This window comes from Streptomyces sp. NPDC107454, from assembly GCF_055582885.1.
In genome coordinates this window covers 106044-129953 of the sequence record NZ_JBVJPA010000001.1, presented here as the reverse complement: position 1 = coordinate 129953, position 23910 = coordinate 106044, and the positions used below count along the sequence as shown (strand labels likewise).

Here is a 23910-nt window from a genome sequence, read left to right as displayed (position 1 = left end):
AGGACGACGAGATGACCGTGACCCTGGCGGACGTGGCGGCGCGTGCGCAGGTCTCGCCCGCGACCGTGTCCCGGGTGCTGAACGGGAACTATCCCGTCGCGGCGTCCACGCGCGAGCGGGTGCTGCGCGCGGTGGACGACCTGGACTACGTACTGAACGGACCCGCGAGTTCGCTGGCCGCCGCCACCTCCGACCTGGTCGGCATCCTGGTGAACGACATCGCCGACCCCTTCTTCGGAATCATGGCGGCCGCGATCCAGTCGGAGATCGGCGGGCCCGGGGGACGTGCGGGCGGCGAGCGGCTCGGGGTCGTGTGCAACACCGGCGGCTCCCCGGAGCGTGAGCTGACCTACCTCACCCTCCTTCAGCGCCAGCGCGCCGCCGCGGTCGTCCTGACGGGCGGTGCCGTCGAGGACGCGCCGCACGCGGCGGCGGTCGCGGCGAAGCTGCGCAAGCTCGGGGACGCGGGGACCCAGGTGGTCCTGTGCGGACGGCCGCCCGCGCCCGACGCCCCCGAGGCGATCGCGCTCACCTTCGACAACCGGGGCGGCGGACAGCAGCTCACCGAGCATCTGATCGGGCTCGGCCACCGCAGGCTCGGCTACATCGCGGGCCCGGAGGAACGGACGACGACCCGGCACCGCCTCGAGGGGCACCGCGCCGCGCTCGCCGCGCACGGCATCGAGGACGATCCGCGCCGCACGGTGCACGGGCGCTACGACCGTCGCGCCGGCTACGAGGCGACCCTCGAACTCCTGCGCCGTGACCCGTCGTTGACGGCTGTCGTCGCCGCCAACGACACCGTCGCGCTCGGCGCGTGTGCCGCGCTGCGCGAGTCGGGCCTGCGGATCCCCGACGACGTGTCCGTCGCCGGCTTCGACGACCTCCCCTTCAGCATCGACGCCGTCCCATCGCTCACGACGGTGCGGTTGCCCCTCTCGGAGGCGGGGGCCCGGGCCGGGCGTATCGCGATGGGCCGCGAGGAGCCGCCGCCGGGCGGGATCGCGACGGTGCGGGGAGAGTTGATGGTGCGGGGGTCCACGGGAGTGCCGCGGGTCTGAACGTGGGGTTTCCGCCCCCGCCGCCCCTACCCGTCCCATCCCTGCCTGGGGGCTCCGCCCCCCGACCCCCGCGGTGCGTTCTTCGGGTGCGGGCCGGTGGGGGCTTGGCGCGCAGTTCCCCGCGCCCCTGGGGGGCCGCAGCACGGCCCCGACCCGCCCACTCACCCACCCGGGCCCGCGATCACACGTGCGGGCGGTGTCCCTTCTCCTGAGGGGAACGACTGGTCGGCGCCGGGCAGCGTCGGCTTCGGAAGGGTCGCGACCTCCTCCTTCGCCTTCTCCAGCTGCTCCGCCGTGTCGTCCGGCAGCCACGGCGGACGCGGACGCCCGTCCGAGAAGCGGAACGCCGACGTGAAGTCGCCGAACGTCGACCGCCGCCAGTCACTGACGTCGGGCTCCTCGACCCCCACCGTCCAGGGCGAGACGATGATCGCGGGGACCCGGAAGCCGCCCCCGATGGGCAGCCCCTGGACGTCGAACAGCGGCCCGCACGGGGGCGGGCCCGCCACTTCACTCTCCTAGGGGCGACCGAGGGTCGGCAGAGGCCTGCGATGAACGACCGTTGCCCGCGCTTGGCCGAAGCCGTAGGCTCGGCACATACCTCTGACTGAGTCAACTATCAGGTCCGAGCAGCCAAGGCCGCTGAGCCAGACCGGAACAACCAGCGCCGACCATCCGGGGTTGAGTGATCATGACCGTCCAGGACATCCGCTCCTTCAACCGCTTCTACACGAACGTCATCGGGGCCCTCGACTACGGCCGCCACCTCTACGCCCCCTACACCCTCACCGAGTCCCGTGTGCTGTACGAGCTCGCCCACTCCCCCCGCACCGACGCCGCCGACCTCCGCGGCGAACTGTCCCTGGACGCCGGTTACCTGAGCCGCATCCTGAACAAGTTCGAGCAGGACGGCCTGATCGAGCGGACGCCCTCGGAGCGGGACCCGCGGCGGCGCCGCATCACGCTCACGGCACAGGGCAGGGAGACGGCGTCCCTGCTGGACGAGCGCTCACGGGAATCGGTGGGGGCGCTGCTGGCGACCGTGCCGGCCGACGACCGCCCCCGGCTCGCCGAGGCGATGCGGACCGTGCGCACGCTGCTCTCCTCCGGGCGCCCGCCCCTCCGCGAGGACGTCGTCCTGCGCGACCCCGGACCCGGCGACCTCGGCTGGATCGTGCAGCGCAACGCCGCGCTGTACGCCGCCGAGTACGGCTGGAACGCCGACTACGAAGGCCTGGTCGCCCGGATCGTGGCGGACTTCGCCGAGGACCACGATCCGCACCTGGAGCGGGTGTGGATCGCCGAGCTGGACGGCCGGCCGGTGGGCTGCGTGATGTGCGTGCGCGACGACGCGCCCGGGACCGCCCGCCTCCGCCTCCTCCTCGTCGAGCCCGACGCGCGCGGGCTGCGCATCGGCGACCGCCTGGTCGAGGCCGTCATCGACTTCGCGCGGGACGGCGGCTACCGGGACCTGGTCCTGTGGACCAACGACGTGCTCTCCGCCGCCCGCCGCATCTACCAGCGCCACGGTTTCGTCCTCGTCGCCGAGAAACCGCACCGCTCGTTCGGAGCGGACCTGACCGGTCAGGACTGGCGGTTGGATCTGCACCCCCCGCAGGAGTGACCGCTCGGGCTCACACGGGTTTCCAGGTGCCGCCGCTCATCCGGTGGACGGTCACCACCAGGGACAGGACATCGCCGTTCGCGTCGAAGCTGACCTCTCCCGTCGTCCCGTCGAAGTCGACGTCTCCCACCACCGCCCGCACGCCAGCGATTTCGGCATCTTAGCGACACAAAGGGCACGTCGCAGTGCTTGTGGAAAAGGTAGGGTCCATGCCCATGAAGCTGGCCTTCTCCACGCTCGGCGTGCCCGGGCTTCCCATCCCCGACGTCGTACGACTCGCCGCCGCGCACGGCTACCACGGAGTGGAACTGCGCGCGCATCCCGAGGAGCCGGTGCACCCCGGGATCGGGGCGGCCGAGCGGGCCGAGGTGGTCGCCGGGTTCAAGGCGGGCGGCATCGAGATCCTGGGCGTGGCGGGCTACGCGCGGGTGGCGGCGCCGGGCGACGACGACACCGTGATCGCCGAGATCAAGGAGCTCCTCGACCTCGCCCACGACCTCGGCGCCCCGTTCGTACGCGTCTTCCCGGGCGCGAGTTCCGAGCAGAGCGTCGAGGAGGCGGACGCGACGGCGGCTCGCCGGCTCGGCACGGCCGCGGAGTACGCCGCCGACCTGGGCGTACGGATCCTGCTGGAGACCCATGACTCGCACCGCACCGGCGCGGACGCGATCAGGATCCTGGGCCTGGTCGGCCACCACCACGTGGGCTCGCTGTGGGACATCATGCACACCTGGCTCGGCGGCGAGGAGCCGCCGGAGACCTACGCGGCCCTGTGCACCTACCTCGGCTATCTCCAGGTCAAGGACATCGCCTCCGCCGAGGACACCACCCCGCTCCCCCTCGGCGCGGGCGTCCTGCCCCTCGCCGACTGTGTGGAACTCCTCTCCCGGGAGGGCTGGGACGGCTGGCTGTGCTGGGAGTACGAGAAGCGGTGGTACGAGGGGATCGCGCCGCTTCCTGAGCTGCTGGGACCGGGCCGGGAGCACCTCGGGCGCCTGCTGAATGACTCCGCCTAGGACCGGTCGGGGCGACGCGCGCGCCCGCCCGGGCGGGCGTCCCGCGGCTCGCCGCCCCTCGCCGACGGGCTATCGTGGAGCGCATGTCGGCACCGGAACTGATCCGTATCGTCTCCCGCGACTCGCCCATGGCCCTGGCCCAAGTGGAGCGTGTCCGTGCCGAGTTGGGCGCGCTCCATCCGCACATCCGCACCGAGGTCGTGCCCGTGAAGACGACCGGTGACAAGTGGATGGGCGACCTGGCCAAGGTCGAGGGGAAGGGCGCGTTCACCAAGGAGGTCGACGCGGCACTGCTGGCCGGTGAGGCCGATCTCGCGGTGCACTGCGTGAAGGACATCCCCGCGGACCGCCCCCTCCCGGCGGGGACGATGTTCGCCGCGTTCCTGGCGCGGGACGACATCCGGGACGCCCTGGTGCACCCGGGCGGGCTCACGCTGGACGAGCTGCCGCAGGGGACGCGGATCGGCACCTCGTCGGTACGGCGGGGCGCTCAGCTGGCCGCCTCGCACCCGCACTTGGAGTGCGTGCCGTTCCGGGGGAACGCCAACCGGCGGCTGGAGAAGCTGGCGGCGGGTGAGGCGGACGCGCTGATGCTGGCGGTGTCGGGGCTGGAGCGGATCGGCCGGGCGGACGTGATCACGGAGATCCTGTCGCCCGAGACGATGATGCCGCCGATCGGGGCGGGCATCCTCGCCCTCCAGTGCCGTGAGGGCGACACCGACGTGATCGAGACGATCAGCGACCTCGGTGACCCGAACACGCACCGCGAGGCCACGGCGGAGCGGATGTTCCTGCACGTCCTCCAGGGCCACTGCAACTCTCCGATCGCCGGTTTCGCGAAGGCCCACCGCAGTGGCGAACTGTCCTTGCGTGCCTGCGTGTTCACCCCGGACGGCAAGACCGTTCTGAACGCCCACGAGTGGGCGGGCCGCCTCGACGCCGCGACACTCGGCACGTCGGTCGCCGTCGCCCTGTTGCGTCAGGGCGCCCGCGAACTGATCGACGACATCCCGCACTGATCACCCGAGCGGGCCGGCCCAGGCGGCGAAGGCCTCGTGGAAGGCGGGGAACGTCTTCCGTACGCAGCCGGGGTCGTCGAACGAGACGCCGCCCGGCGCGCGGAGTCCGGTCACCGCGAAGGACATGACGATGCGGTGGTCACCGTACGTCTTGATCTCCGCGCCCGGCACGGGTTCCGCACCGGGGTGGATCTCGATCCAGTCGGCCCCGGTCTCCACCCGTACGCCCAGCCGCCGGAGGTTCTCCGCGCAGGCGTCCAGGCGGTCGCACTCCTTCACGCGTGTGTTGGCGACGTCCTCGATGCGGACCGGGCCCGAGGCGAAGGGCGCGATCGCGGCCAGCGTCGGCATGGTGTCGGAGATGTCCCGCATGTTGACCGTGAGGCCGCGCAGTTCGCCGGTGCCCGCGACCGTCGTCCCGCCGGAGCCGACCTCCACCCGCGCCCCCATCCGCCGCAGTACGTCGACGAAGCCCAGATCGCCCTGGAGCGCTCCGGTGCCCAGGCCTGGGACCGTCACCTCGCGGCCGGTCAGGGCGGCCGCGGCGAAGAAGTAGCTCGCGGTGGAGGCGTCGGGCTCGACGGCGCAGGTGGTGGCGCGGTAGCCGCCGGGCGAGACCACGAACACCTCGCCCTCCCGGCGCACGGACGCGCCGAACGTCCGCATCATCGCGAGCGTGATCTCGATGTACGGCGCCGAGACCAGGTCCGTGACGGTGATGCGCAGGCCCCTGCGGGTCAGCGGGCCGAGCAGCAGGAGGGCCGTCAGGTACTGGGAGGACTGGCCCGCGTCGAGCGTCACGTCACCGCCCTCCACGCCGGCCGCCGCGATCCGCAGCGGATGGTGGCCCTCCGCCTCGTCGTGCCGCAGGTCGACACCGAGGTCGCGCAGGGCGCGGGTGAGCGGGAGCAGCGGGCGGCGGCGCATCTGCGGGGAGGCGTCGAAGCGGTAGGTGCCGTGTCCGGCGGCGGCGAGGGCCGGCAGGAAGCGGGCGGTGGTCGCGCCGTCGCGGCAGTACACGTCGGCGTCGGTGGCCGCCGGGCCCTGGGGGCGGCCGTCGATCTGCCAGGCGTGCGGGGTGCGTCCGACGCGGTAGCCGAGCCGGGTCAGGCCCTCGGTGAAACCTTCCGTGTCGTCCGACCGGAGCGGCCGTACGAGGGTCGTGACCCCGTCGGCCGCCGCCGCCAGGAAGAGCGCACGCGCGGTGATGGACTTGGAACCGGGGATGTCGACGACGGCCATGCCCTCATGCTGGCTCCCCGACCCGCTCCGGCGTGGGAACGTCCGCCAAATGGACCTGTCTGCGCGTGCCCGGCGTCGAACCGTCCCACCCATTCGCCCCACCCGCACCAATTCCCCGAACCGGCGGAAACCGGGGAACCCCGACCCGCGCCGCTTCGTCCAATCCGCACACTGCCGGATGAGTCTCCGCAGAGCGGTGTCGGCCTCGCTGCTGGCTGCGAACGCTGACCACCCTCTCCGCCGCCTGCGGCCGGCAGCACGCCGTCACCGGCGCGCCCCCCTCCAACTGCGCCGGTGACGGCCCCTCCCCGGGATACTGTGCACACCCTTGACTGGAAGAAACTTCCCGGATATTCGTGGCTCCTCGGAAGTTTCCTTCATGAGGGAGGAGCGCACGTGCGGTCATCGAGTTCTTCCAGACCGTCCAGACGTACCGTTCTCGCCGCCACCGCCGGGACCACTGCGGCCCTGACCTTGAGCACCACCTCCGTCCGGGCGGCCGAGGAGAGACCTGACGAATCGTCACTCCGCGCGCTCGTCTCCCGGATGACGCTGGAGGAGAAGGTCGGCCAGCTCTTCGTGATGCGCGTGTACGGGCACTCGGCCACCGCGCCCGACCAGACCGACATCGACACCAACCTCCAGGAGCTCGGCGTCAGGACGGCCGCCGAGCTGATCGCCAAGTACCGCGTCGGCGGGATCATCTACTTCACCTGGGCGCACAACACCCGTGACCCGCACCAGATCGCGGCCCTCTCGAACGGCATCCAGAAGGTGTCGCTCGACCAGCCGCGCGGGCTGCCCGTCCTCATCTCCACCGACCAGGAGTACGGAGCGGTGGCCCGGGTGGGCAAGCCCGCGACGCTGTTCCCGGGCGCGATGGCGCTGGGCGCGGGCGGCTCGCGGGAGGACGCCCGTACGGTCGGGCGCCTCGGCGGCGCCGAGCTGCGCGCCCTCGGCATCCGACAGGACTACTCCCCGGTCGCCGACGTGAACGTCAACCCGGCGAACCCGGTCATCGGCGTACGCTCCTTCGGCGCCGATCCGGACGCCGTGGCCGGGCTGGTGGCGGCCGAGGTGAAGGGCTATCAGAGCGCCGGGGTCGCGGCCACGGCGAAGCACTTCCCGGGGCACGGGGACACCGCCGTCGACAGCCACTTCGGCTTCCCCGTCATCACGCACAGCCGCGAGCTGTGGTCGTCCCTCGACGCCGTGCCCTTCCGGGCCGCCGTCCGCGCCGGCATCGACTCGGTCATGACCGCCCACATCATGGTCCCGGCGCTCGACCCGTCCGGGGACCCCGCGACGCTCTCCCACCCGATCCTCACCGGCATCCTGCGCGAGGAACTCGGTTACGACGGGGTCGTGGTGACCGACTCGCTCGGCATGGAGGGCGTCCGGACGAAGTACGGCGACGACCGCGTCCCCGTACTGGCGCTCAAGGCCGGTGTCGACCAGCTCCTCAACCCGCCGTCCATCCACGTGGCCTGGAACGCGGTCCTGAACGCCGTGCACGGCGGCGAGCTCACCGAGGCCCGCCTCGACGAGTCCGTCCTGCGCGTCCTGCGACTCAAGGCCAGGCTGGGCCTGCTGGAGAATCCGTACGTCAGCGACTCCGGCGTCGACCACACGGTCGGCACCGCCGCGCACCGCAGGGCGGCCGACCGGATCGCCGAGCGCACGACGACCCTGCTGGTCAACCAGGAGCGCCTGCTCCCGCTCTCACGCCGGAGCACCCCGCGCGTTCTCGTCGTCGGCGCCGATCCCGCCTCGCCGTCCGGTACCGACGGACCGCCCACGACCGTCCTCGCGACCGCCCTCACCGAGCTGGGTTTCACAGCGACGGCACTGTCCACCGGAACGGCACCCTCCGCGGCGAGCATCGACAACGCGGTGGCGGCGGCCGGGGGTGTGGACGCGGTCGTCGTCGGCACGTACAACGTGACGGCGACCGGGTCGCAGAAGACCCTCGTCGAGCGGCTCGTCGCCACCGGCGTCCCGGTGGTCGCGATCGCGATCCGCAACCCGTACGACGTGGCCCAACTCCCCGACGTGCGCGCATGCTTGGCGACCTACTCCTGGACGGACGTCGAACTGCGCGCCGCCGCAAGGGTGATCGCGGGCAGCGCGCGGCCCCGCGGGAGGCTGCCGGTGGAGGTGCAGCGGGCGGACGACCCGACGAAGGCGCTGTATCCGATCGGGTATGGATTGACGTACTAGGTCCGGTATGGGCCGACGTACCGCCCCGGGTGGGGATTGACGTACAGGCCCTACGACGCACACCCGGCGCACTCCCCCCAAAGGACGCAAAGCACCCCGGATGTCTGGCGTGTGCCCGTCGCGACGGGTCACGCTGGGCGGGGGTATCGGGGGGAAGCCATGCGAGCCAGCTCGTCGGGTCGGCGTTGCCTTGGGGTGGTGTGCGCGCTGCTGCTGATCGTCGCCGCGCTCGCGGGGTGCGACCGCTGGTCGGAGTCGGGGAGCGCCGAGCCCGGCGCGGGGACGACATCGACGCAGCCCTCGGGCTACGGGGCGGTGTTCCTCGCGGTCGACGAGTGCAGTTCCTTCGGGACGACCAGCTTCACCGAGGTGCCCTGCAGCAGCGAACGGGCCGCCGCGCGGGTGATCGCCCGCTACGACGGCAAGGTGGCCGACGGGCCGCTGTGCCCCGCGACCACGGACTTCGTACTGCACATCAGCGAGACCCGGCCCGCCTCCGACGAGAACGGCGACGGGGTCGTGCCCCAGGGGTACGCCTGCATGCGCAAGCTGGAGGCCCCGCACCCCGGCGATCCGGGCGGAGGCGGCGGGCCCCGCACCATCGTCGGCGACTGCGTCTACAGCTCCGGTGACGGGCAGGTGCGGGAGACCGCGTGCGACGGCAAGGGCAAGAAGCCCCCGGACTACAAGGTGACGTCGGCGGTCGTCGACCGCTCCGAGTGCCCGTCGTCCACGGCCCTCTACGTCCAACTGGGCGGCAGCAGACCGGTGGGCTGCGCCCGCCCCGTGTAGCCGAGGGGCGGACGCGGCCGGTGAACCGGGGTGCGGCGGGTGAACCGGGTTACGGTCGCAGCGCGGGCTCGCGCTCGATGTCCCGCTGGTCCAGCTTCGCATCGAACTTCGCGAGCGGCCTGGCCGCCGACGGGTTCTCCTGGACCGTCGCCGAGGCGACACCCGCCCACTCCAGGATGCGGGCCGTCGCGAGGGCCTTCTCGTCGGCGACGAGCCCGGCGACGTTGGCACCGTGATTGAGACCGGGGGCGGTGAAGACGTACGAGTCACGCGCGCCCTTGCCGAGCCGGAAGCGCTCCGCGCCCCAGGGGTCGTTCTGACCGTAGACGAAGAGCATGTGGTCGGCGTGGTGGCGGACCCAGGAGTCCACGTCCGCCATGGCCCACGGCTGGAACCTCATCGGGATCGAGCGCGGCACGAAGTTCCGCGGCGGCTGGTAGCCGTAGCGGATGTACTTCTTCTCGATGGCCGGGAAGTGGATCGTGGGCGCGCCGAGCTGCGTGCCCGCCTGGTAGTAGTACGGCGTGTACGTGTCCAGGCCCTGGTCGGTGTAGGCCGAGAAGCCGGAGATGGTGTCGACGGAGTCCCAGATCGCGTCATCGGTGGCGTGCGCGGCGTCGGCCGGGATCGAGGCGCAGTCCGAGAGCAGGCTGTACTGCCAGAAGCCCCACACGTAGTCGAGCACGACCGCCTCGTACGCCTTGTCGAGGCTTCCGATGGTGGTGAAGGTGTAGCCGTTGTCGGCGGCGTACGCCTCGTACTTCTTCTCCAGCGGTGCGCGCCGCACCAGCGCCTCGCGCTGCACGGCGTTCAGCTTGTCGCGGCACTCCTTGGTGCCGACGTTCCTGAAGAAGCGGTCGTACGCCGAGTCCTCGTCGTTCACCACGTCGTTGGGGGCGACGTAGGCGACGACGCCGTCCATGTCGCGCGGGTAGAAGCGCTCGTAGTACGTGGCGGTCATGCCGCCCTTCGAGCCGCCCGTGGAGAGCCACTTCTGGCGGTAGACCGGCTTGAGGGCCTCGAAGATGCGGTGCTGGTCGCTCGCCGCCTGCCAGATGTCGAGCTTCGACCAGTCGGCCGGATCGGGCCGGGACGGGGTGAAGAAGCGGTACTCCATCGAGACCTGGTTGCCGTCCACGATCTGGGTGGGCTCACGGCGGCCCGGGTTCGTGGAGACGTTGTAGCCGCCGGTGTAGAAGACGGTCGGGCGGGAGACGTCCTTGTGCAGCACGGTGATCCGCTGCTGGAACGTGCCCTTGGACGGGTGCCGGTGGTCGATCGGCTGGGTGTAGTTCAGAACGAAGAAGCGGTAACCGGTGTACGGCTTCTCCTGGATCAGGCTCATGCCCGGTATCGCGAGCAGCCGGTCCTTGATGTCGGTGTCCGTGCTTGTGGTGCCTGGTGCGGCCTCCGGCTGGGCGGCGGTGGCCGCTCCCGCCGTGCTCAACGTGCCTATGAGCACCGTGAGCGCCAGCAGCCATCTGAGCGCCTTGCGCATGCACACTCCCCTGTGAAACGGATGTGCGCTGGAAGCTATCGGAGCAACTCACAGGCGCACCAGGGGAGATGGGGAAAACCCTGGAGGGAAGGCGGCGTCTCGGCCGAATCGGCACCCGGCCGGTCAAGCACTCGGCCGGCTCAGCAGAGGATCCAGTTCGAGCTCACCGAACCGGAGCCGACCGAGCCCTTGACGCGGACGCAGCGGTGGCCCGCGTGGACGGTCACCGGACCCGCGTGGTACGAGAAGCTGCCCCGGTCGACCACGGGTCGGCTGCCGCGCGCCTGCACGCTGACGGACATCGTCCGCTTGCGGGACTGCTGATCCTTCGGGATGGTCATCGCGCAGACATAGCCGTCGCGCTTGAAGATCTGCACGGAGCCGGTCGAGAAGCTGAGCGTTCTGACCTTGCGCCCCGAGCAGTCCGAGTCGGCGGCCTGCGCGCTGCCCGGACTCATCAACGCCATCAGCCCGGCTGCGGTCAACACCGCAAGACCCAGCGCCAGGCGCCGGCGTATCGCACCACCACGGTCCACTGTTGTCCTCCCCCGGCCATTCAGCGTACTGGTGTACGGACGCAGGACGTACATCGGATGGTTGCCTTCACCCGACAGAGGTTTTCTTCCGCGTTTGGGGCAACCACACCCCTTTGTTCGGTGTCCAACTGGTCGGAAAACCGAACGAAAGGTACTCATCCATGTCCCGCACGTCACGTTCACGTACGGCCGTCGGCGCGCTCGTCGCCGCGGCGCTCCTCGCCACCGCGGGTGCCTCCGTACCCGCGTTCGCCGGCTCCAGCGCTCCCCCGCCCGCCCGCAGCGGCGCCAACGGTCCCGCCTACGACCGGGTGGCCGACTTCTACGGCGCCTACATCGACGCGGTCACCGACGAGGGAAGCGGCCACCTCGGCTCCCAGCTGCGCACCTTCTACCTGACCAAGGATCTCCGCACCCGCCTGGCGAAGTGGGAGAGCCGCGAGCACGCCGACGGAGTGCTGCGCGCACAGGACGTACCGCGGGCGTGGAAGGTGACGGCGGGAGACAGCGGCGCGGGCCACACCTGGTCGACGGTGCGCCTGACCTGGGGCTCCGCCCAGCACCCCACGTACACCTATCTGACCGTGCAGTCGGACCTGGCCACGAAGAAGATCTCCGGCATCAAGGCGAAGAACTGACAGGTCCGGGGCACGCTCCCTCTCAGGCCGATGAGGGAACCGGCTCTTCCTCCTCCGGGGCCCCGACGAACGTCCTCCACAACTCCGCGTAGTGGCCGCCCAGTTGGAGGAGTTCGTCGTGGGTGCCGTCCTCGGCGACGCGGCCGTGGTCCATGACCACGACCCGGTCGGCGCGCGCGGCCGTCGTCAGACGGTGGGCGACGACGAGGGTCGTACGGCGGCCGGCGATGCGGTCGGTGGCCTGGTTGACCAGGGCCTCCGTCGCCAGGTCCAGCGCCGCCGTCGCCTCGTCGAGGAGCAGCACGTCCGGGTCCACGAGTTCGGCGCGGGCCAGCGCGATCAGCTGGCGCTGGCCGGCGGAGAGGTTGCGACCGCGCTCGGCGACCTCATGGAGGTAGCCGCCGTCGAACGTGGCGATCATGTCGTGGGCGCCGACCGCGCGGGCCGCGGCCTCCACCTCGGCATCGGACGCGTCGGGACGCCCGTAGGCGATGGCGTCCCGGACAGTCCCCTGGAAGAGGTACGCCTCCTGGGGGACGACGCCGAGCCGGTGCCGGTACGAGGTCAGGTCGAGCGAGCGAAGATCCGTGCCGTCGACCGTCACCCGCCCGCCCGTCGGGTCGTAGAACCGGGCGACCAGCTTCACCAGCGTGGACTTGCCCGCGCCGGTCTCGCCGACGAAGGCGACGGTCTGTCCGGCCGGGATGCTCAGCGAGACGGCGCTGAGCGCCTCCTCGTCGTCCCCGTAGGCGAAGTCGACGTCCTCGAAAGCGATGTCGCCCCGCAGGGAAAGGACCTCCAGCGGTTCGTCGGCGGCCTTCGTCGAGGTCGGCTCCTGGAGCAGTTCCTGGATGCGGCCCAGCGAGACCGTGGCCTGCTGGTAGCCGTCGAAGACCTGCGAGAGCTGCTGCACGGGCGCGAAGAACAGGTCGATGTACAGGAGGTAGGCCACCAGCGCGCCCGTCGTGAGGGTGCCCGCGTCCACCCGGTGCGCGCCCACGATCAGCACGGCCGCCGACGCGACCGACGACAGCAGCTGCACGAAGGGGAAGTAGATCGATATCAGCCACTGGCCGCGGATGCGTGCCGTGCGGTAGCTGTCGCTGCCCTCCGCGAACCGCTGCCTGCCCACGCGCTCGCGCCGGAACGCCTGGAGGATCAGCAGTCCGGAGACCGACTCCTGGAGGTCGGCGTTGACCGCGGACACCCGCTCGCGGGCGAGTTCGTACGCCTTCACGCTCGCCCGGCGGAAGAAGAACGTGCCGATGACCAGCGGCGGAAGGGTGATGAAGACGACCAGCGCGAGCTGTACGTCGATCACCAGCAACGCGCCCATGATGCCGAAGAAGGTGACGACCGAGACGAAGGCGGTGACCAGGCCCGTCTGGAGGAACGTCGACAGCGCGTCGACGTCCGTCGTCATCCGGGTCATGATCCGGCCGGTCAGCTCCCGCTCGTAGTAGTCGAGCCCGAGGCGCTGGAGCTGCGCGAAGATCTTCAGGCGCAGGGAGTAGAGGACCCGCTCGCCGGTCCGGCCCGTCATCCGGGTCTCGCCGATCTGCGCGGCCCACTGGACGAGCACGGTGACCAGCGCCAGCGCGGCGGCGGCCCACACCGCGCCGGTCGCCATCCGGGTGACGCCCCGGTCGATGCCGTGCCGGATCAGCACCGGCAGCAGCAGGCTCATGCCCGCGTCCACGGCCACGAGACCCAGGCTGACGAGCAGCGGGAGGCCGAAGCCGCGCAGCAGCCTGCGCAGGCCGTACGACTCCTCGGGCCTGACCGCACGCGCCTCGTCGATGCCGGGGGTGTCGGTGGCCGACGGCAGCGCCTCGACCAGGGTGAGGAGTTCGGGCGTGGCGGGCATGCCGGACAGGGCGTTGTCCTTGGGCTCCCGGTCGCCGGTCCACAGATGGGGGGTGACCCCGCGCTCGGCGTCGAACTCGGCGTCCAGCTCGTCCCGTACGGAGGTGTCCTCCTGGGGCACGGCGGGCAGGGCGTGGCCGGGCGAGACGCCGCCCAGCTCGTCCGGGTCGGTCAGGAGCCGGCGGTACAGCGGGGAGCGCTGCTGGAGTTCCTCGTGGGTGCCGATCTCGGCGAGGCGGCCGCCGTCGAGGACGGCGATGCGGTCGGCGAGGTTGAGGGTGGAGCGGCGGTGGGCGATGAGGAGGGTGGTGCGCCCCTCCATGACCCCCTTGAGGGCCTCGTGGATCTCGTGCTCGACGCGGGCGTCCACGGCGGAGGTGGCGTCGTCCAGGACGAGCAGGCGGGGGTCGGTGAGGATGGCGCGGGCGAGGGCGACGCGCTGGCGCTGGCCGCCGGAGAGGGTGAGGCCGTGCTCGCCCACCTTGGTGTCGTAACCCTCGGGCAGCTCGGCGATGAAACGGTCCGCCTGGGCGGCGCGGGCCGCGGTCTCGATCTCCTCCTGGGTGGCGTCCGCGCGGCCGTAGGCGATGTTGGCGCGCACGGTGTCGGAGAAGAGGAAGGAGTCCTCGGGGACCAGGCCGATCGCGGCGCGCAGCGACTCCTGCGTCAGCTCGCGGACATCGTGCCCGCCGATGAGGACGGCGCCGTGCGTCACGTCGTAGAAGCGGGGTATCAGGAGCGAGACCGTCGACTTGCCGGAGCCGGAGGAGCCGACCACGGCGAGGGTCTCGCCGGGGCGGATCTCGAAGCTCAGCCCGTCGAGCACCGGCTGATTCTTCGAGGTGCCCTCGTAGGCGAAGGACACGTCGTCGAACTCGACGGTCGCGGGCGCGTCGGCCGGGAGGGTCTTGGTGCCGTCCTTGATCGACGGCTCGGTGTCGATGAGCTCGAGGACGCGCTCGGCGCCCGCGCGGGCCTGCTGCCCGACGGTGAGGACCACGGCGAGCATCCGTACGGGTCCCACGAGCTGGGAGAGGTACGAGGAGAACGCGACGAAGGTGCCGAGCGTGATCTGTCCCCGTACGGCGAGCCAGCCGCCCAGCGCGAGCATCGCGACCTGGCCGAGGGCGGGCACGGCCTGGAGGGCCGGGGTGTACCTGGCGTTGAGCCGGATGGTCCGCAGCCGCCCCGCGAAGAGCCGCCGCCCGACGTCCCGGAGCTTCCCGGTCTCCTGCTCCTCCTGCCCGAAGCCCTTCACCACGCGTACGCCGCTGACGGCGCCGTCGACCACGCCCGCCACGGCGGCGGCCTGCGCCTGCGCGTACCAGGTGGCGGGGTGCAGCTTGGAGCGGCTGCGCTTGGCGACGACCCACAGGGCGGGGGCGACGGCGAGCGCGACCAGGGTGAGGGGCCAGGAGAGCGAGGCCATGATCCCGAGGGAGATCAGGAAGAGCAGCACGTTCCCGATGGTCATCGGGAGCATGAAGAGCAGGCCCTGGATCAGCTGGAGGTCGCTGGTGGCGCGGCCGACGACCTGGCCGGTGGACAGCTCGTCCTGGCGTCGTCCGTCGAGCCGGGTGATCGTCCCGTACATCTCGGTCCGCAGGTCGTGCTGAACGTCGAGGGCGAGGCGGCCGCCGTAGTAGCGGCGGATGTAGGTGAGGACGTAGACGAGGACGGCGGCGCCTATGAGCGCGCCCGCCCAGGGCGCCATGGGCTTGCTGTGGTTCCCGATGACGTCGTCGATGATCACCTTGGTGATCAGCGGGACGACCGCCAGGACCGCCATGCCGCCGAGCGAGGAGCCGAGCGCGAGCAGGACGTACTTCGGGTACCGCCATGCGTACCCCGCGAGCCGCTGTGCCCAGCCGCCCTTGTCCCCTTGCTCAAATGCCACGCCGGTGCCTTCCGTAGATCTCACTCCACCGGAAGGCACCAACGCTGAAACAAGCGGATTTCATCCCTCCGCAATAATCAGCCGTTCGCCGTGTGCGGCAAGCGGGCGCTCAGGGAGTACAGGCGGGTGGTCTGGACGGCGTTCTGGTTGTCGTCGCTGACCAGGAGGAGCTTGAGACGGCCGTCCGGGGTGCGGCCGGTGATCGTCAGGCCCTCGATGTTGTCGAGGAGGGGGTTGGGCTGGGGCTGCTTGGCCTGGGCGCCCAGTGAAGGACAGTTCACGAGGTCGGCGAGAAGTGTCTTGCGGGCGAGCCGCACGCCGTCCTGGCCGGTCAGGGTGTCGACACGGCGGGTGTCCGTGGCGTGGCGGAGGTCGGCGAGGTAGAGGCGGACGGTGTTGCCGACGCCCGCGGTGAAGCCGCGCTCCAGGACGAGGAGGCGGCCGTCGGGGGTTGGCAACTGCTCGCCGGGGAGCGTGCATGAGGGCGGTTTAGCTCGATCGTGTGACGGTCGGCTTCCGGGCTTGCGGCCTACTGGGCCGTCCGGGTTAGCGTGATCGTGTGATCTGGGACGCCGGGTACGGCGCCAGCGTGCGGGGCCCCTGCTCCACCGGAGTGATGGTTCAGGGCCTCCCCGTCGCCTCTGGCCGTACCCATGTGGCCAGGTCGCGCAGGGAACCGACCTCCCGGGCCCGGACCACGCACAGGATGCGTGTCGCTGCCCCGGGGATGAGTACGCCGGGGACCAGTACGCCCAAGACCGTTCGGGGCGTGCGGCTGAGCAGAGTCACTCCTGCTCAGTCCAGAGGAACGGTGGCCTGCGCCTCGGAGACACCGAGGCCGGTGTCGGTGCGGTAGCCGCACTGGACGGAGAGGTTGCCGACGAAGGTGCCGTCGTACGTCGTCTTGTCGAGTGCGTCGGAGTAGCTCGTGATCGAGACGGCGGGCGAGCAGGCGTGGACGCCCGGGGCGCTGCCGCCGTGGGCGTCGGCCGGAGCGGCGGCGGTCACACAGGTGGCCGCCGCCAGGCCGGCGGTGACGGTGGCGAGTACGGATCTCATACGCATGCCGGTCACGGTAGGACGGCGGGGTGACGCGCGGGAGACCGCCTCGTGAAGCGTCAGCCCGCGGACGGCACCGCCGGGATCGCTTCCTGGGGGTTGGCCGTGGGCACGTACCGCAGCACGCTCGCGCTGGTCGTGGACGGGGCCGGCACCAGGTCCTTGTGGATGGCCTTGGCGACGGCCTGGATGGTGTTGACGCCGTACTGCATGGTGCTGTTGTCCTGCGTCAGTACGGTCATCATGTAGTCGTGACCCGCGCCGTTGAACGTGCCGATGCTGTGCACGCGCCAGCCGTGCGTGGCACGCGACAGCCAGCCGTTCTTGACGTGCACGGCGACCGAGGAGGGCGCTCCGGCCGGGGTGCCCCAGCGCTGCGAGGAGATGACCTTGCCCATCAACTTCAGCTCGTAGGCACGGGAGTTGTCGCTCAGCACCGAGTTCTTGGCGGTGAGCAGCGCGAGCAGCTTCTGCTCGTCCCGGACGGTGATCTGGGTGAGACCCCAGTAGTTGTTGGCACCCGGCTTGGTCTGGGTCATCCCGGCAGCGGCGAGGAAACCTTTCACCTTGGTCACACCGAGCTGCTTCCACAGCGTGCTGGTGGCGTTGTTGTCCGACTTGGTGATCATGGCCGTGGCGAGGCTCTGCTCACGGGTGGTCAGATACCGGTTGTGCTTCTTGGCGTCCCACAGCAGCGTGGCCAGCACGGTGGCCTTGACGACGCTGGCGGAGTCGTACGCGGAGCTGCTCCGCAGGGAGCACGTGGTCTTCGTCGTACGGTCGTAGAGACCGACGGCGACGGTGCCGGCGCGGCCCCTGAGCGCCGTGGTGATGTCCTTCTGCAGCTTGGCGGCCAGGCCCGTCTTGCTCGACGTACAGCTGACCTGCGGTGCCGTGGCGGCGGCGGCCGGTGCGGCGGCGGCCGCGAACGGCACGATCACCCCGGCGCCGAGGCTCGCCGCGAGCACACGGGCACGCCGGGATATCCGGTGAGTCATGGAGGTTCCCCATCCCCTTCTACCAATACGAGCGCGCCTGTGGCGCACTCGCCTCTCATGACTCGTCTGGGTGACCGAAAGTTGTACGGGTGTTCTTTGGAGCGGGATTCGAGAGGGTCGGAGAGAGGGTCGGAGAGAGATTCGAGGGAGTGACTCTCTTACCCGCGTCTCATCCATCCACAGCTCGCCCCCAGACAGAGCACAGCCCGTACCCATCGGCGGTGTGCACGGTGCACTGGTGACATCTGCCACCGACCCACTGCCCCCGGCCCCCGGCCCCTCCGTGGCCCCCGGCGCACCGGCCGCCGCGCCGCCCCAGGAGCCGTCGCCCACATCCGCCGCGCCCCGCTGGTCCCTCCCCGCCCTGATCGCGATCATGGCGCTGGCCACGGTGCTGTACTCCTGGAACCTGTCCGGCTCCGGCCTCAACAGCTTCTACAGTTCCGCGATCTACAGCGGAACCCAGAGCTGGAAGGCGTGGTTCTTCGGCTCGCTCGACGCGGGCAACTTCCTGACCGTCGACAAGCCGCCGCTCGCCCTCATGGTCATGGGCCTGTCGTGCCGGATCTTCGGCTTCGGCACCTGGCAGATGATGCTGCCGATGATCGTGGCCGCCCTCGGCACGATCTGGATCCTGCACTCCTCCGTGAAGCGGGTGTTCGGCCACGCGGCCGCCGCGATCGCCGCGCTGGTGCTCGCGCTCACCCCGATCACCGTCGCCATCAACCGCGACAACAACCCCGACACCCTGCTCCTCCTCCTGATGGTGTCGGGCGCGGCCCTCGGACTGCGCGCGACCCGCGACGGCAGGCTGCTGCCGCTGCTCGGCTCGGCCGTCTGCTTCGGGCTCGCCTTCAACACGAAGATGCTCCAGGGCTACATCGCGCTGCCCGCCGTCTTCGCGGTCTACCTGTACGCGTCGCACCTCGGTTGGGCGAAGCGGATCCGCAACCTGCTGCTGGCCGCCGTGGCCCTGGCCGTGTCCAGCTTCTGGTGGGCGACGGCCGTCTCGCTGGTGCCCGCCGACGACCGTCCCTACATCGGCGGTTCGACGGACGGCACCGCCTGGAACCTGATCTTCGGCTACAACGGCCTGGGCCGCGTCCTCGGCGGTGAGGGCAACGGCGGTGGCGGCGGAGGTGGTGGCGGCGGCTTCTCCGGTTCCGCGGGCCTCGGCCGGCTGTTCAACGACATCCTGGGCGGCCAGATCTCCTGGCTGATCCCCTTCGCGGGCATCGCCCTCGTCGGCGGCCTGGTGCTGTGCGGGCGCGCCCCGCGCATCGACCCGACCCGTGCGGCGCTGGTGCTGTGGGGCGGCTGGCTGCTGCTGCACTACCTGACGTTCGCCACGGCCGAGGGCACCATGCACCCGTACTACACGACCGCGGTCGCCCCCGGTATCGCGGCCCTGTGCGGTGGCGGCGGCGTCATGCTGCTGCGTGCCTTCCGCGGCGGCGACGTCCGCTGGTCCTGGGTGCTGCCCGCCGCTCTCGCGGTCACCGGCATCTGGGCGGTCGTGCTGTTGCGCCGGGCCACCGACTGGAACACCTGGCTGTGGCCGGCCATCGCGGTGGTCATGGCGCTGGGCGTCGTCGGCCTGTTCGTCTTCCGCTCCGGCAACCGCGTACGGCTGCTGGCCGCGTCCCTGGCGGCGGCGGTCGTCGCGGCTCTCGCGGGCCCGGCGGCGTACTCGTTCGCCGTCCCGGCCAGTGCGGGCGGCGCGGGCGGCGGCATGGGCGGCACCAATCCGACCGCGGGACCGTCCACGGGTGGTGGCGGCTTCGGCGGCGGCGGACGGGGCGGTCCCAGTGGCAACGCGGGTGGTCCGGGCGGCGGCGAGATGCCCGGCGGCACCCAGCAGGGCGGCCAGGCGGCCGGCCAGGAGGGCGGCCAGATGACGCCCGGCGGCGGTGGAACCGGCGAACTGCCCGGCGGCGCCCCGCAGGGCGGCGAGAACGGTGGCTTCCCCGGCGGTGGTACGGGCGGCGGCACGGGCGGCCAGAACGGCGAGTTCCCGGGCGGCGGCACGGGCGGCCAGGCCGGTGGCGAGAACGGCGGCGCCCCGGGCGGCACGGGCGGTCAGCGCGGCGGCTTCGGCGGCGGTGGCGGCATGGGCGGCGAGACCAGCAGCGAGCTGATCTCGTACCTGGAGAAGCACCAGGACGGCGCCAAGTGGCTGCTCGCGGTGTCCAATTCGCAGAGCGCCGGGCAGCTGATCCTGAGCACCCACAAGCCCGTCATCTCCATGTACGGCTTCACCGGCACCGACAAGGGCATGACGGTCGCCAAGCTCAAGGAACTGGTGAAGAAGGGCGAGCTGCACTACATCCAGGTCGGCGGCTCGGGCATGGGCGGCGGCATGGGCGGCAACAACAGCGTCAGCTCCGCCGTCACCGCCTGGGTGCAGAAGAACGCCACGGCGGTGAAGGAGAGCGCCTACAGCAAGACCTCGTCCTCCGAGTCGAGTGCATCCAAGTCGAGTTCGACCACGAGCTCCGGGTCGGAGAACGACCAGTCGGCCCAGTCGGCCTCGACGCTCTACCGCCTGGACCCGTCCGACGTGAACTGACTCCCTCACGAACGCCGAAGGGCCCCTGACCATTCACCTGCGGTCAGGGGCCTTTCGGTGTGTCACATCGCGCCCACAACAAGCGACTTGCCGGTTTCCGTCACGCAACCGACACGCTCCGTTCATTCCCTGAAACGCATGTCCATGTCACGCTCCGGTTGCCCGCTCATTCAACCCGCGTAGAACGGACGCCCCCACCATGCCCGCCACGCACATACGCCGCTGGAAGACGCTGGCGCTGACCACCTCGGCCGTCCTGGTAGGCCTCACCCTGCCGACGATGACCGCCACTCCCGCGAGCGCCACGACGACCGCGTACGACAGCACGTACTACAAGAACGCGATCGGCAAGACCGGCAGCAGCCTGAAGTCCTCGCTGCACACGATCATCAGCAGCCAGACCAAGATCTCGTACTCCGCGGTCTGGAACGCGCTCATGGTCACCGACCAGGACCCGAACAACAGCAACAACGTGATCCTGCTGTACAGCGGCACCTCGCGCGCCAAGTCGCTCAACGGCGGAGACGTCGGCGACTGGAACCGCGAGCACGTGTGGGCCAAGTCCCACGGCGACTTCGGCGAGGTGACGGGTCCCGGCACGGACCTGCACCACCTGCGTCCCGCGGACGTCCAGGTCAACAGCATCCGTGGCAACAAGGACTTCGACAACGGCGGCAGCACGGTCAGCGGCGGGGGCGGCAGCCTCACCGACTCCGACTCGTTCGAGCCGCGTGACGCGGACAAGGGCGACGTGGCCCGCATGATCCTCTACATGGCGGTGCGCTACGACGGCGGCGACGGCTTCGCCGACCTGGAGCCCAACGAGAAGGTGAACAACGGAAGCAACCCGTACATCGGCAAGCTCTCCGTGCTCAAGGCGTGGAGCGACGAGGACCCGCCGAGCGCCTTCGAGGAAAAGCGCAACCAGGTCATCTACGACACCTACCAGCACAACCGCAACCCGTTCATCGACCACCCGGAGTGGGTCGACGCGATCTGGTAGACGGCCGTGACGGCGGTCGACCGCTACGGCCCGGGCCACCGGGCCGTAGCGGTCGACCGTGCCGTCAGCTCCCGAGGTGCGTGGGCGCGAACATCCGCAGCACCGCCGGGAGCAGCACCACGGACGGGCCGGGGCTCGCGAGGGCCTTGGCCAGGTCCTCCTCCAGGGTCTCGGGGGTCGTACGGACCCCCGGGACGCCGAAGGACTCGGCCAGCGCCACATAGTCGGGGCGGGTCAGTTCCGTCGCCGTGGGCTGGCCGAAGGCGTCGGTCATGTACTCGCGCAGGATGCCGTAGCCGCCGTCGTCGACGATCAGCCAGGTGACGTTCAGGTCGTACTGCCTCGCCGTGGCGAGTTCGGCGATCGAGTACAACGCGCCGCCGTCGCCGGAGACCGCGAGGACCGGGCGGGTGGGGTCGGCCGCCGCCGCGCCGAGGGCCGCCGGGAAGCCGTAGCCGAGGCCGCCCGCGCCCTGGGCGGAGTGCATGGTGTTCTTTCCGCGCGGGTCGAACGCGGACCACGCCCAGTACGCCAGGATGGTCATGTCCCAGAAGGACGGGGAGGTGGACGGGAGGGCCCGGCGGACGGACGCCAGCACCTCCTGTTCCAGGGTGAGTTCCTGTGCGGCGATGCGCTCCCCCACCCGGTCGAGCAGCGCCCGGACGCGGTCCGCGGCCGTCGGGTCGGGGCGGTCCTCGACGGTCTCCAGGAGCGCGGAGAGCGCGAGCCTGGCGTCCGCGTGGATGCCGATCGCCGGGTGGTTGGACTCCAGCTTGCCGAGGTCGGCCTCGATCTGGACGACCCGGCCGCGGGGCTTGAACGTGTGGTAGTTCGAGGACAGTTCGCCGAGGCCGGAACCGACGACCAGCAGGACGTCCGCGTCCTCCAGGAAGTCCGTGGTGTGCCGGTCCTCCAGCCAGGACTGGAGCGAGAGCGGGTGGGTCCAGGGGAAGGCGCCCTTGCCGCCGAAGGTGGTGACGACCGGCGCGTTCAGCTTCTCCGCCAGGGACCTCAGCTTGCCGGACGCGTCCGACCGTACGACCCCGCCGCCCGCGATGATCGCGGGGCGGGCCGCCGAGGACAGCAAGTGGGCCGCCAGCGCCGTCAGTTCGGGGCGCGGGACGACGTCCTCCGGGGTCGCGTCCATAGCCGTGACCTGCGGCAGGTGGGTCTCGGCGAGCAGGACGTCCTGCGGGATCTCCACCCAGACCGGGCCGTGCGGGGCGGTCAGCGCCGACTCCCAGGCCGCCGCGATCGCGGAGGGGATCTGCGACTGCGTACGGACCGTGTGGACGGACTTGACGACACCCCTGAACGAGGCCTGCTGGTCGGGAAGTTCGTGCAGATAGCCGTGGCGTCCGCCGCCCAGCCCGGCGGTGGGGATCTGGCTGCTGATGGCGAGGACGGGGGCGGAGGCCGCGGCGGCCTCCTGGAGCGCGGCCAGGGAGGTCAGCGCTCCCGGGCCGGTGGAGAGCAGCAGGGGCGCGGCCTCACCCGTGATGCGGCCGTACGCGTCGGCCGCGAACCCCGCGTTGTTCTCCACCCGCAGTCCGATGTACTGCAACGAGGACCGGCGCAGGGCGTCGAACATGCCGAGCGCGTGCTGGCCGGGCAGGCCGAAGACGGTCGTGGCGCCGAGACCGGCGAGGGTCTCCACGACCAGGTCTCCGCCGTTGCGGCCGGGGGGCGGATTCAGCGCGGCCTCCGTCTGCGCCGCCGACGGACGGAGCACCAGGTCGTGTTCGTGAGTCACTTGTTCCCGGCCTCCTGAGCCCTGGCCGCCGCGATCTGGCGGGACATGATCGTCGTCAGTTCGTACGCCGTGTGGGACGCGGCCACCGCCGTGATCTCGGCGTGGTCGTACGCGGGCGCGACCTCGACCACGTCCGCGGAGACCAGGTTGCAGGAGGACAGTCCTCGCAGGATCTCCAGCAGCTCGCGGGAGGTCATGCCACCGGCCTCTGGCGTGCCCGTGCCGGGGGCGTGCGCCGGGTCGAGGCAGTCGATGTCGATGGAGATGTAGAGCGGGCGGTTGCCGATGCGCTGGCGCAGCTGGTCGGCGACCTCGTCGGCGCCGCGACGGTAGATGTCCGCCGAGGTGACGATGCCGAAGCCCATCTTCTCGTCGTCGGTGAGGTCCTGCTTGCCGTACAGCGGGCCGCGGGTGCCGACGTGGGAGAGGGCCTCCGTGTCCAGGATCCCCTCCTCCACCGCCCGGCGGAACGGGGTGCCGTGCGTGTACTCGGCGCCGAAGTAGGTGTCCCAGGTGTCGAGGTGCGCGTCGAAGTGGAGCAGGGCCACCGGGCCGTGCTTCTTGGCGACGGAGCGCAGGAGCGGGAGCGCGATGGTGTGGTCGCCGCCCAGCGTCATCAGGCGAGCGCCCGTGCCGAGCAGCTCGTCGGCCGCGGCCTCGACCGTCTCCACGGCCTCGTTGATGTTGAACGGGTTCGCCGCGATGTCACCGGCGTCGGCGACCTGGGCGAGGGCGAAGGGGGAGGCGTCCTGCGCCGGGTTGTACGGGCGCAGCAGGCGGGAGGCCTCGCGGATGGCGTTGCCGCCGAAGCGGGCGCCGGGCCGGTAGGAGACCCCGGAGTCGAAGGGCACGCCGACCACGGCGACGTCGGCGCGGCCGACCTCGTCGAGGCGCGGCAGCCGGGCGAAGGTCGCGGGGCCCGCGTACCGCGGGACGCGGGACGAGTCGACGGGGCCGCGTGGCTGACTGTCGCCTGCTGCCGGGAACTCGGTGCTGCTCATCGTCGGACTCCTCCAGGTGGTACGGGTGATACGTCGTACAGGTGATGCTTTTCCAGTGTCGCGGACCCCGCTGACCGGGGGCCGCCCGGCCCGGTCGCCGTGCGGCGGCCGGGCCGAA

General features: G+C 71.2%; 18 protein-coding genes and 2 pseudogenes. 9 read left to right on the top strand and 11 right to left on the bottom strand.

The genetic code is table 11. From position 1 onward, the window contains the following. The first annotated feature begins 11 nt into the window (after positions 1 to 11). On the top strand, positions 12 to 1061 hold the full coding sequence (locus ACZ69M_RS00545) for a LacI family DNA-binding transcriptional regulator (protein WP_470045770.1): 1050 nt from the start codon (positions 12 to 14) through the stop codon (positions 1059 to 1061). Between the two features lie 181 nt (positions 1062 to 1242). Here ACZ69M_RS00545 and ACZ69M_RS00540 read toward each other — a convergent pair. Next, a pseudogene (locus ACZ69M_RS00540) lies at positions 1243 to 1558 on the bottom strand (phospholipase); the annotation flags it as partial. 194 nt (positions 1559 to 1752) lie between these two features. Between ACZ69M_RS00540 and ACZ69M_RS00535 the strand changes: the two are divergent. After that, the gene (locus tag ACZ69M_RS00535; protein WP_470045769.1) at positions 1753 to 2685 is read left to right on the top strand and encodes a bifunctional helix-turn-helix transcriptional regulator/GNAT family N-acetyltransferase; all 933 of its coding nucleotides are present in this window, start codon (positions 1753 to 1755) and stop codon (positions 2683 to 2685) included. Between the two features lie 10 nt (positions 2686 to 2695). On the opposite strand, the gene ACZ69M_RS00530 is transcribed toward ACZ69M_RS00535, so the two are convergent. Continuing rightward, entirely contained in the window at positions 2696 to 2818 is a 123-nt protein-coding gene (locus ACZ69M_RS00530) for a hypothetical protein (RefSeq protein ID WP_470045768.1), read from the bottom strand. An 82-nt stretch (positions 2819 to 2900) separates the two neighbouring features. Here ACZ69M_RS00530 and ACZ69M_RS00525 point away from each other — a divergent pair, with 82 nt between their 5' ends. Together ACZ69M_RS00525 and hemC are read left to right on the top strand one after the other, a co-directional pair. Then, positions 2901 to 3701, top strand: a complete 801-nt coding sequence (locus ACZ69M_RS00525) for a sugar phosphate isomerase/epimerase family protein (protein WP_470046324.1) — start codon at positions 2901 to 2903, stop codon at positions 3699 to 3701. Between the two features lie 83 nt (positions 3702 to 3784). Beyond that, positions 3785 to 4720: a hydroxymethylbilane synthase gene (gene hemC / locus ACZ69M_RS00520; protein ID WP_470045767.1), complete on the top strand. Its 936-nt coding sequence runs from the start codon at positions 3785 to 3787 to the stop codon at positions 4718 to 4720. On the opposite strand, the gene aroA is transcribed toward hemC, so the two are convergent. After that, the gene (gene aroA / locus ACZ69M_RS00515) at positions 4721 to 5962 is read right to left on the bottom strand and encodes a 3-phosphoshikimate 1-carboxyvinyltransferase (RefSeq protein ID WP_470045766.1); all 1242 of its coding nucleotides are present in this window, start codon (positions 5960 to 5962) and stop codon (positions 4721 to 4723) included. It abuts the gene before it with no gap. A gap of 396 nt (positions 5963 to 6358) precedes the next feature. On the opposite strand from aroA, the gene ACZ69M_RS00510 reads away from it, so the two are divergent. Together ACZ69M_RS00510 and ACZ69M_RS00505 are read left to right on the top strand one after the other, a co-directional pair. Next, positions 6359 to 8182, top strand: coding sequence for a glycoside hydrolase family 3 protein (locus tag ACZ69M_RS00510; protein WP_470045765.1), 1824 nt, complete (start codon positions 6359 to 6361; stop codon positions 8180 to 8182). A gap of 159 nt (positions 8183 to 8341) precedes the next feature. Further along, positions 8342 to 8974 (top strand): hypothetical protein, encoded by a 633-nt coding sequence (locus tag ACZ69M_RS00505; protein WP_470045764.1) that lies wholly within the window; start codon positions 8342 to 8344, stop codon positions 8972 to 8974. A gap of 49 nt (positions 8975 to 9023) precedes the next feature. Here ACZ69M_RS00505 and ACZ69M_RS00500 read toward each other — a convergent pair whose 3' ends face one another. Next, positions 9024 to 10472, bottom strand: coding sequence for a S28 family serine protease (locus ACZ69M_RS00500; RefSeq protein ID WP_470045763.1), 1449 nt, complete (start codon positions 10470 to 10472; stop codon positions 9024 to 9026). A 140-nt stretch (positions 10473 to 10612) separates the two neighbouring features. Further along, entirely contained in the window at positions 10613 to 10939 is a 327-nt protein-coding gene (locus ACZ69M_RS00495) for a hypothetical protein (protein WP_470046322.1), read from the bottom strand. Between the two features lie 230 nt (positions 10940 to 11169). Here ACZ69M_RS00495 and ACZ69M_RS00490 point away from each other — a divergent pair, with 230 nt between their 5' ends. Then, positions 11170 to 11646, top strand: coding sequence for a hypothetical protein (locus ACZ69M_RS00490; RefSeq protein ID WP_470045762.1), 477 nt, complete (start codon positions 11170 to 11172; stop codon positions 11644 to 11646). 22 nt (positions 11647 to 11668) lie between these two features. Here the strand turns inward: ACZ69M_RS00490 and ACZ69M_RS00485 are convergent, their stop codons facing one another. From ACZ69M_RS00485 to ACZ69M_RS00470, 4 genes and pseudogenes are all read right to left on the bottom strand, one after another. Then, positions 11669 to 15409, bottom strand: coding sequence for an ABC transporter ATP-binding protein (locus tag ACZ69M_RS00485; protein WP_470045761.1), 3741 nt, complete (start codon positions 15407 to 15409; stop codon positions 11669 to 11671). 77 nt (positions 15410 to 15486) lie between these two features. Beyond that, positions 15487 to 15861: pseudogene (locus ACZ69M_RS00480) on the bottom strand (esterase-like activity of phytase family protein); the annotation flags it as partial. Between the two features lie 343 nt (positions 15862 to 16204). After that, positions 16205 to 16474, bottom strand: a complete 270-nt coding sequence (locus tag ACZ69M_RS00475) for a hypothetical protein (protein WP_470045760.1) — start codon at positions 16472 to 16474, stop codon at positions 16205 to 16207. A gap of 53 nt (positions 16475 to 16527) precedes the next feature. Beyond that, positions 16528 to 17466 carry a serine hydrolase gene (locus ACZ69M_RS00470; protein ID WP_470045759.1) on the bottom strand — a complete coding sequence of 313 codons (939 nt, stop codon included), beginning with the start codon at positions 17464 to 17466 and terminating at the stop codon, positions 16528 to 16530. Positions 17467 to 17704: 238 nt separating this feature from the next. Here ACZ69M_RS00470 and ACZ69M_RS00465 point away from each other — a divergent pair, with 238 nt between their 5' ends. Continuing rightward, positions 17705 to 20035, top strand: a complete 2331-nt coding sequence (locus tag ACZ69M_RS00465) for an ArnT family glycosyltransferase (RefSeq protein ID WP_470045758.1) — start codon at positions 17705 to 17707, stop codon at positions 20033 to 20035. Between the two features lie 199 nt (positions 20036 to 20234). Next, positions 20235 to 21038: an endonuclease I family protein gene (locus ACZ69M_RS00460; RefSeq protein ID WP_403695733.1), complete on the top strand. Its 804-nt coding sequence runs from the start codon at positions 20235 to 20237 to the stop codon at positions 21036 to 21038. Positions 21039 to 21102: 64 nt separating this feature from the next. On the opposite strand, the gene ACZ69M_RS00455 is transcribed toward ACZ69M_RS00460, so the two are convergent. Together ACZ69M_RS00455 and speB are read right to left on the bottom strand one after the other, a co-directional pair. Continuing rightward, positions 21103 to 22791, bottom strand: a complete 1689-nt coding sequence (locus ACZ69M_RS00455) for a thiamine pyrophosphate-binding protein (RefSeq protein WP_470045757.1) — start codon at positions 22789 to 22791, stop codon at positions 21103 to 21105. Continuing rightward, the gene (speB, locus tag ACZ69M_RS00450; RefSeq protein ID WP_470045756.1) at positions 22788 to 23792 is read right to left on the bottom strand and encodes an agmatinase; all 1005 of its coding nucleotides are present in this window, start codon (positions 23790 to 23792) and stop codon (positions 22788 to 22790) included. The genes ACZ69M_RS00455 and speB overlap by 4 nt, the downstream gene beginning before the upstream one ends. Positions 23793 to 23910 lie beyond the last annotated feature (118 nt).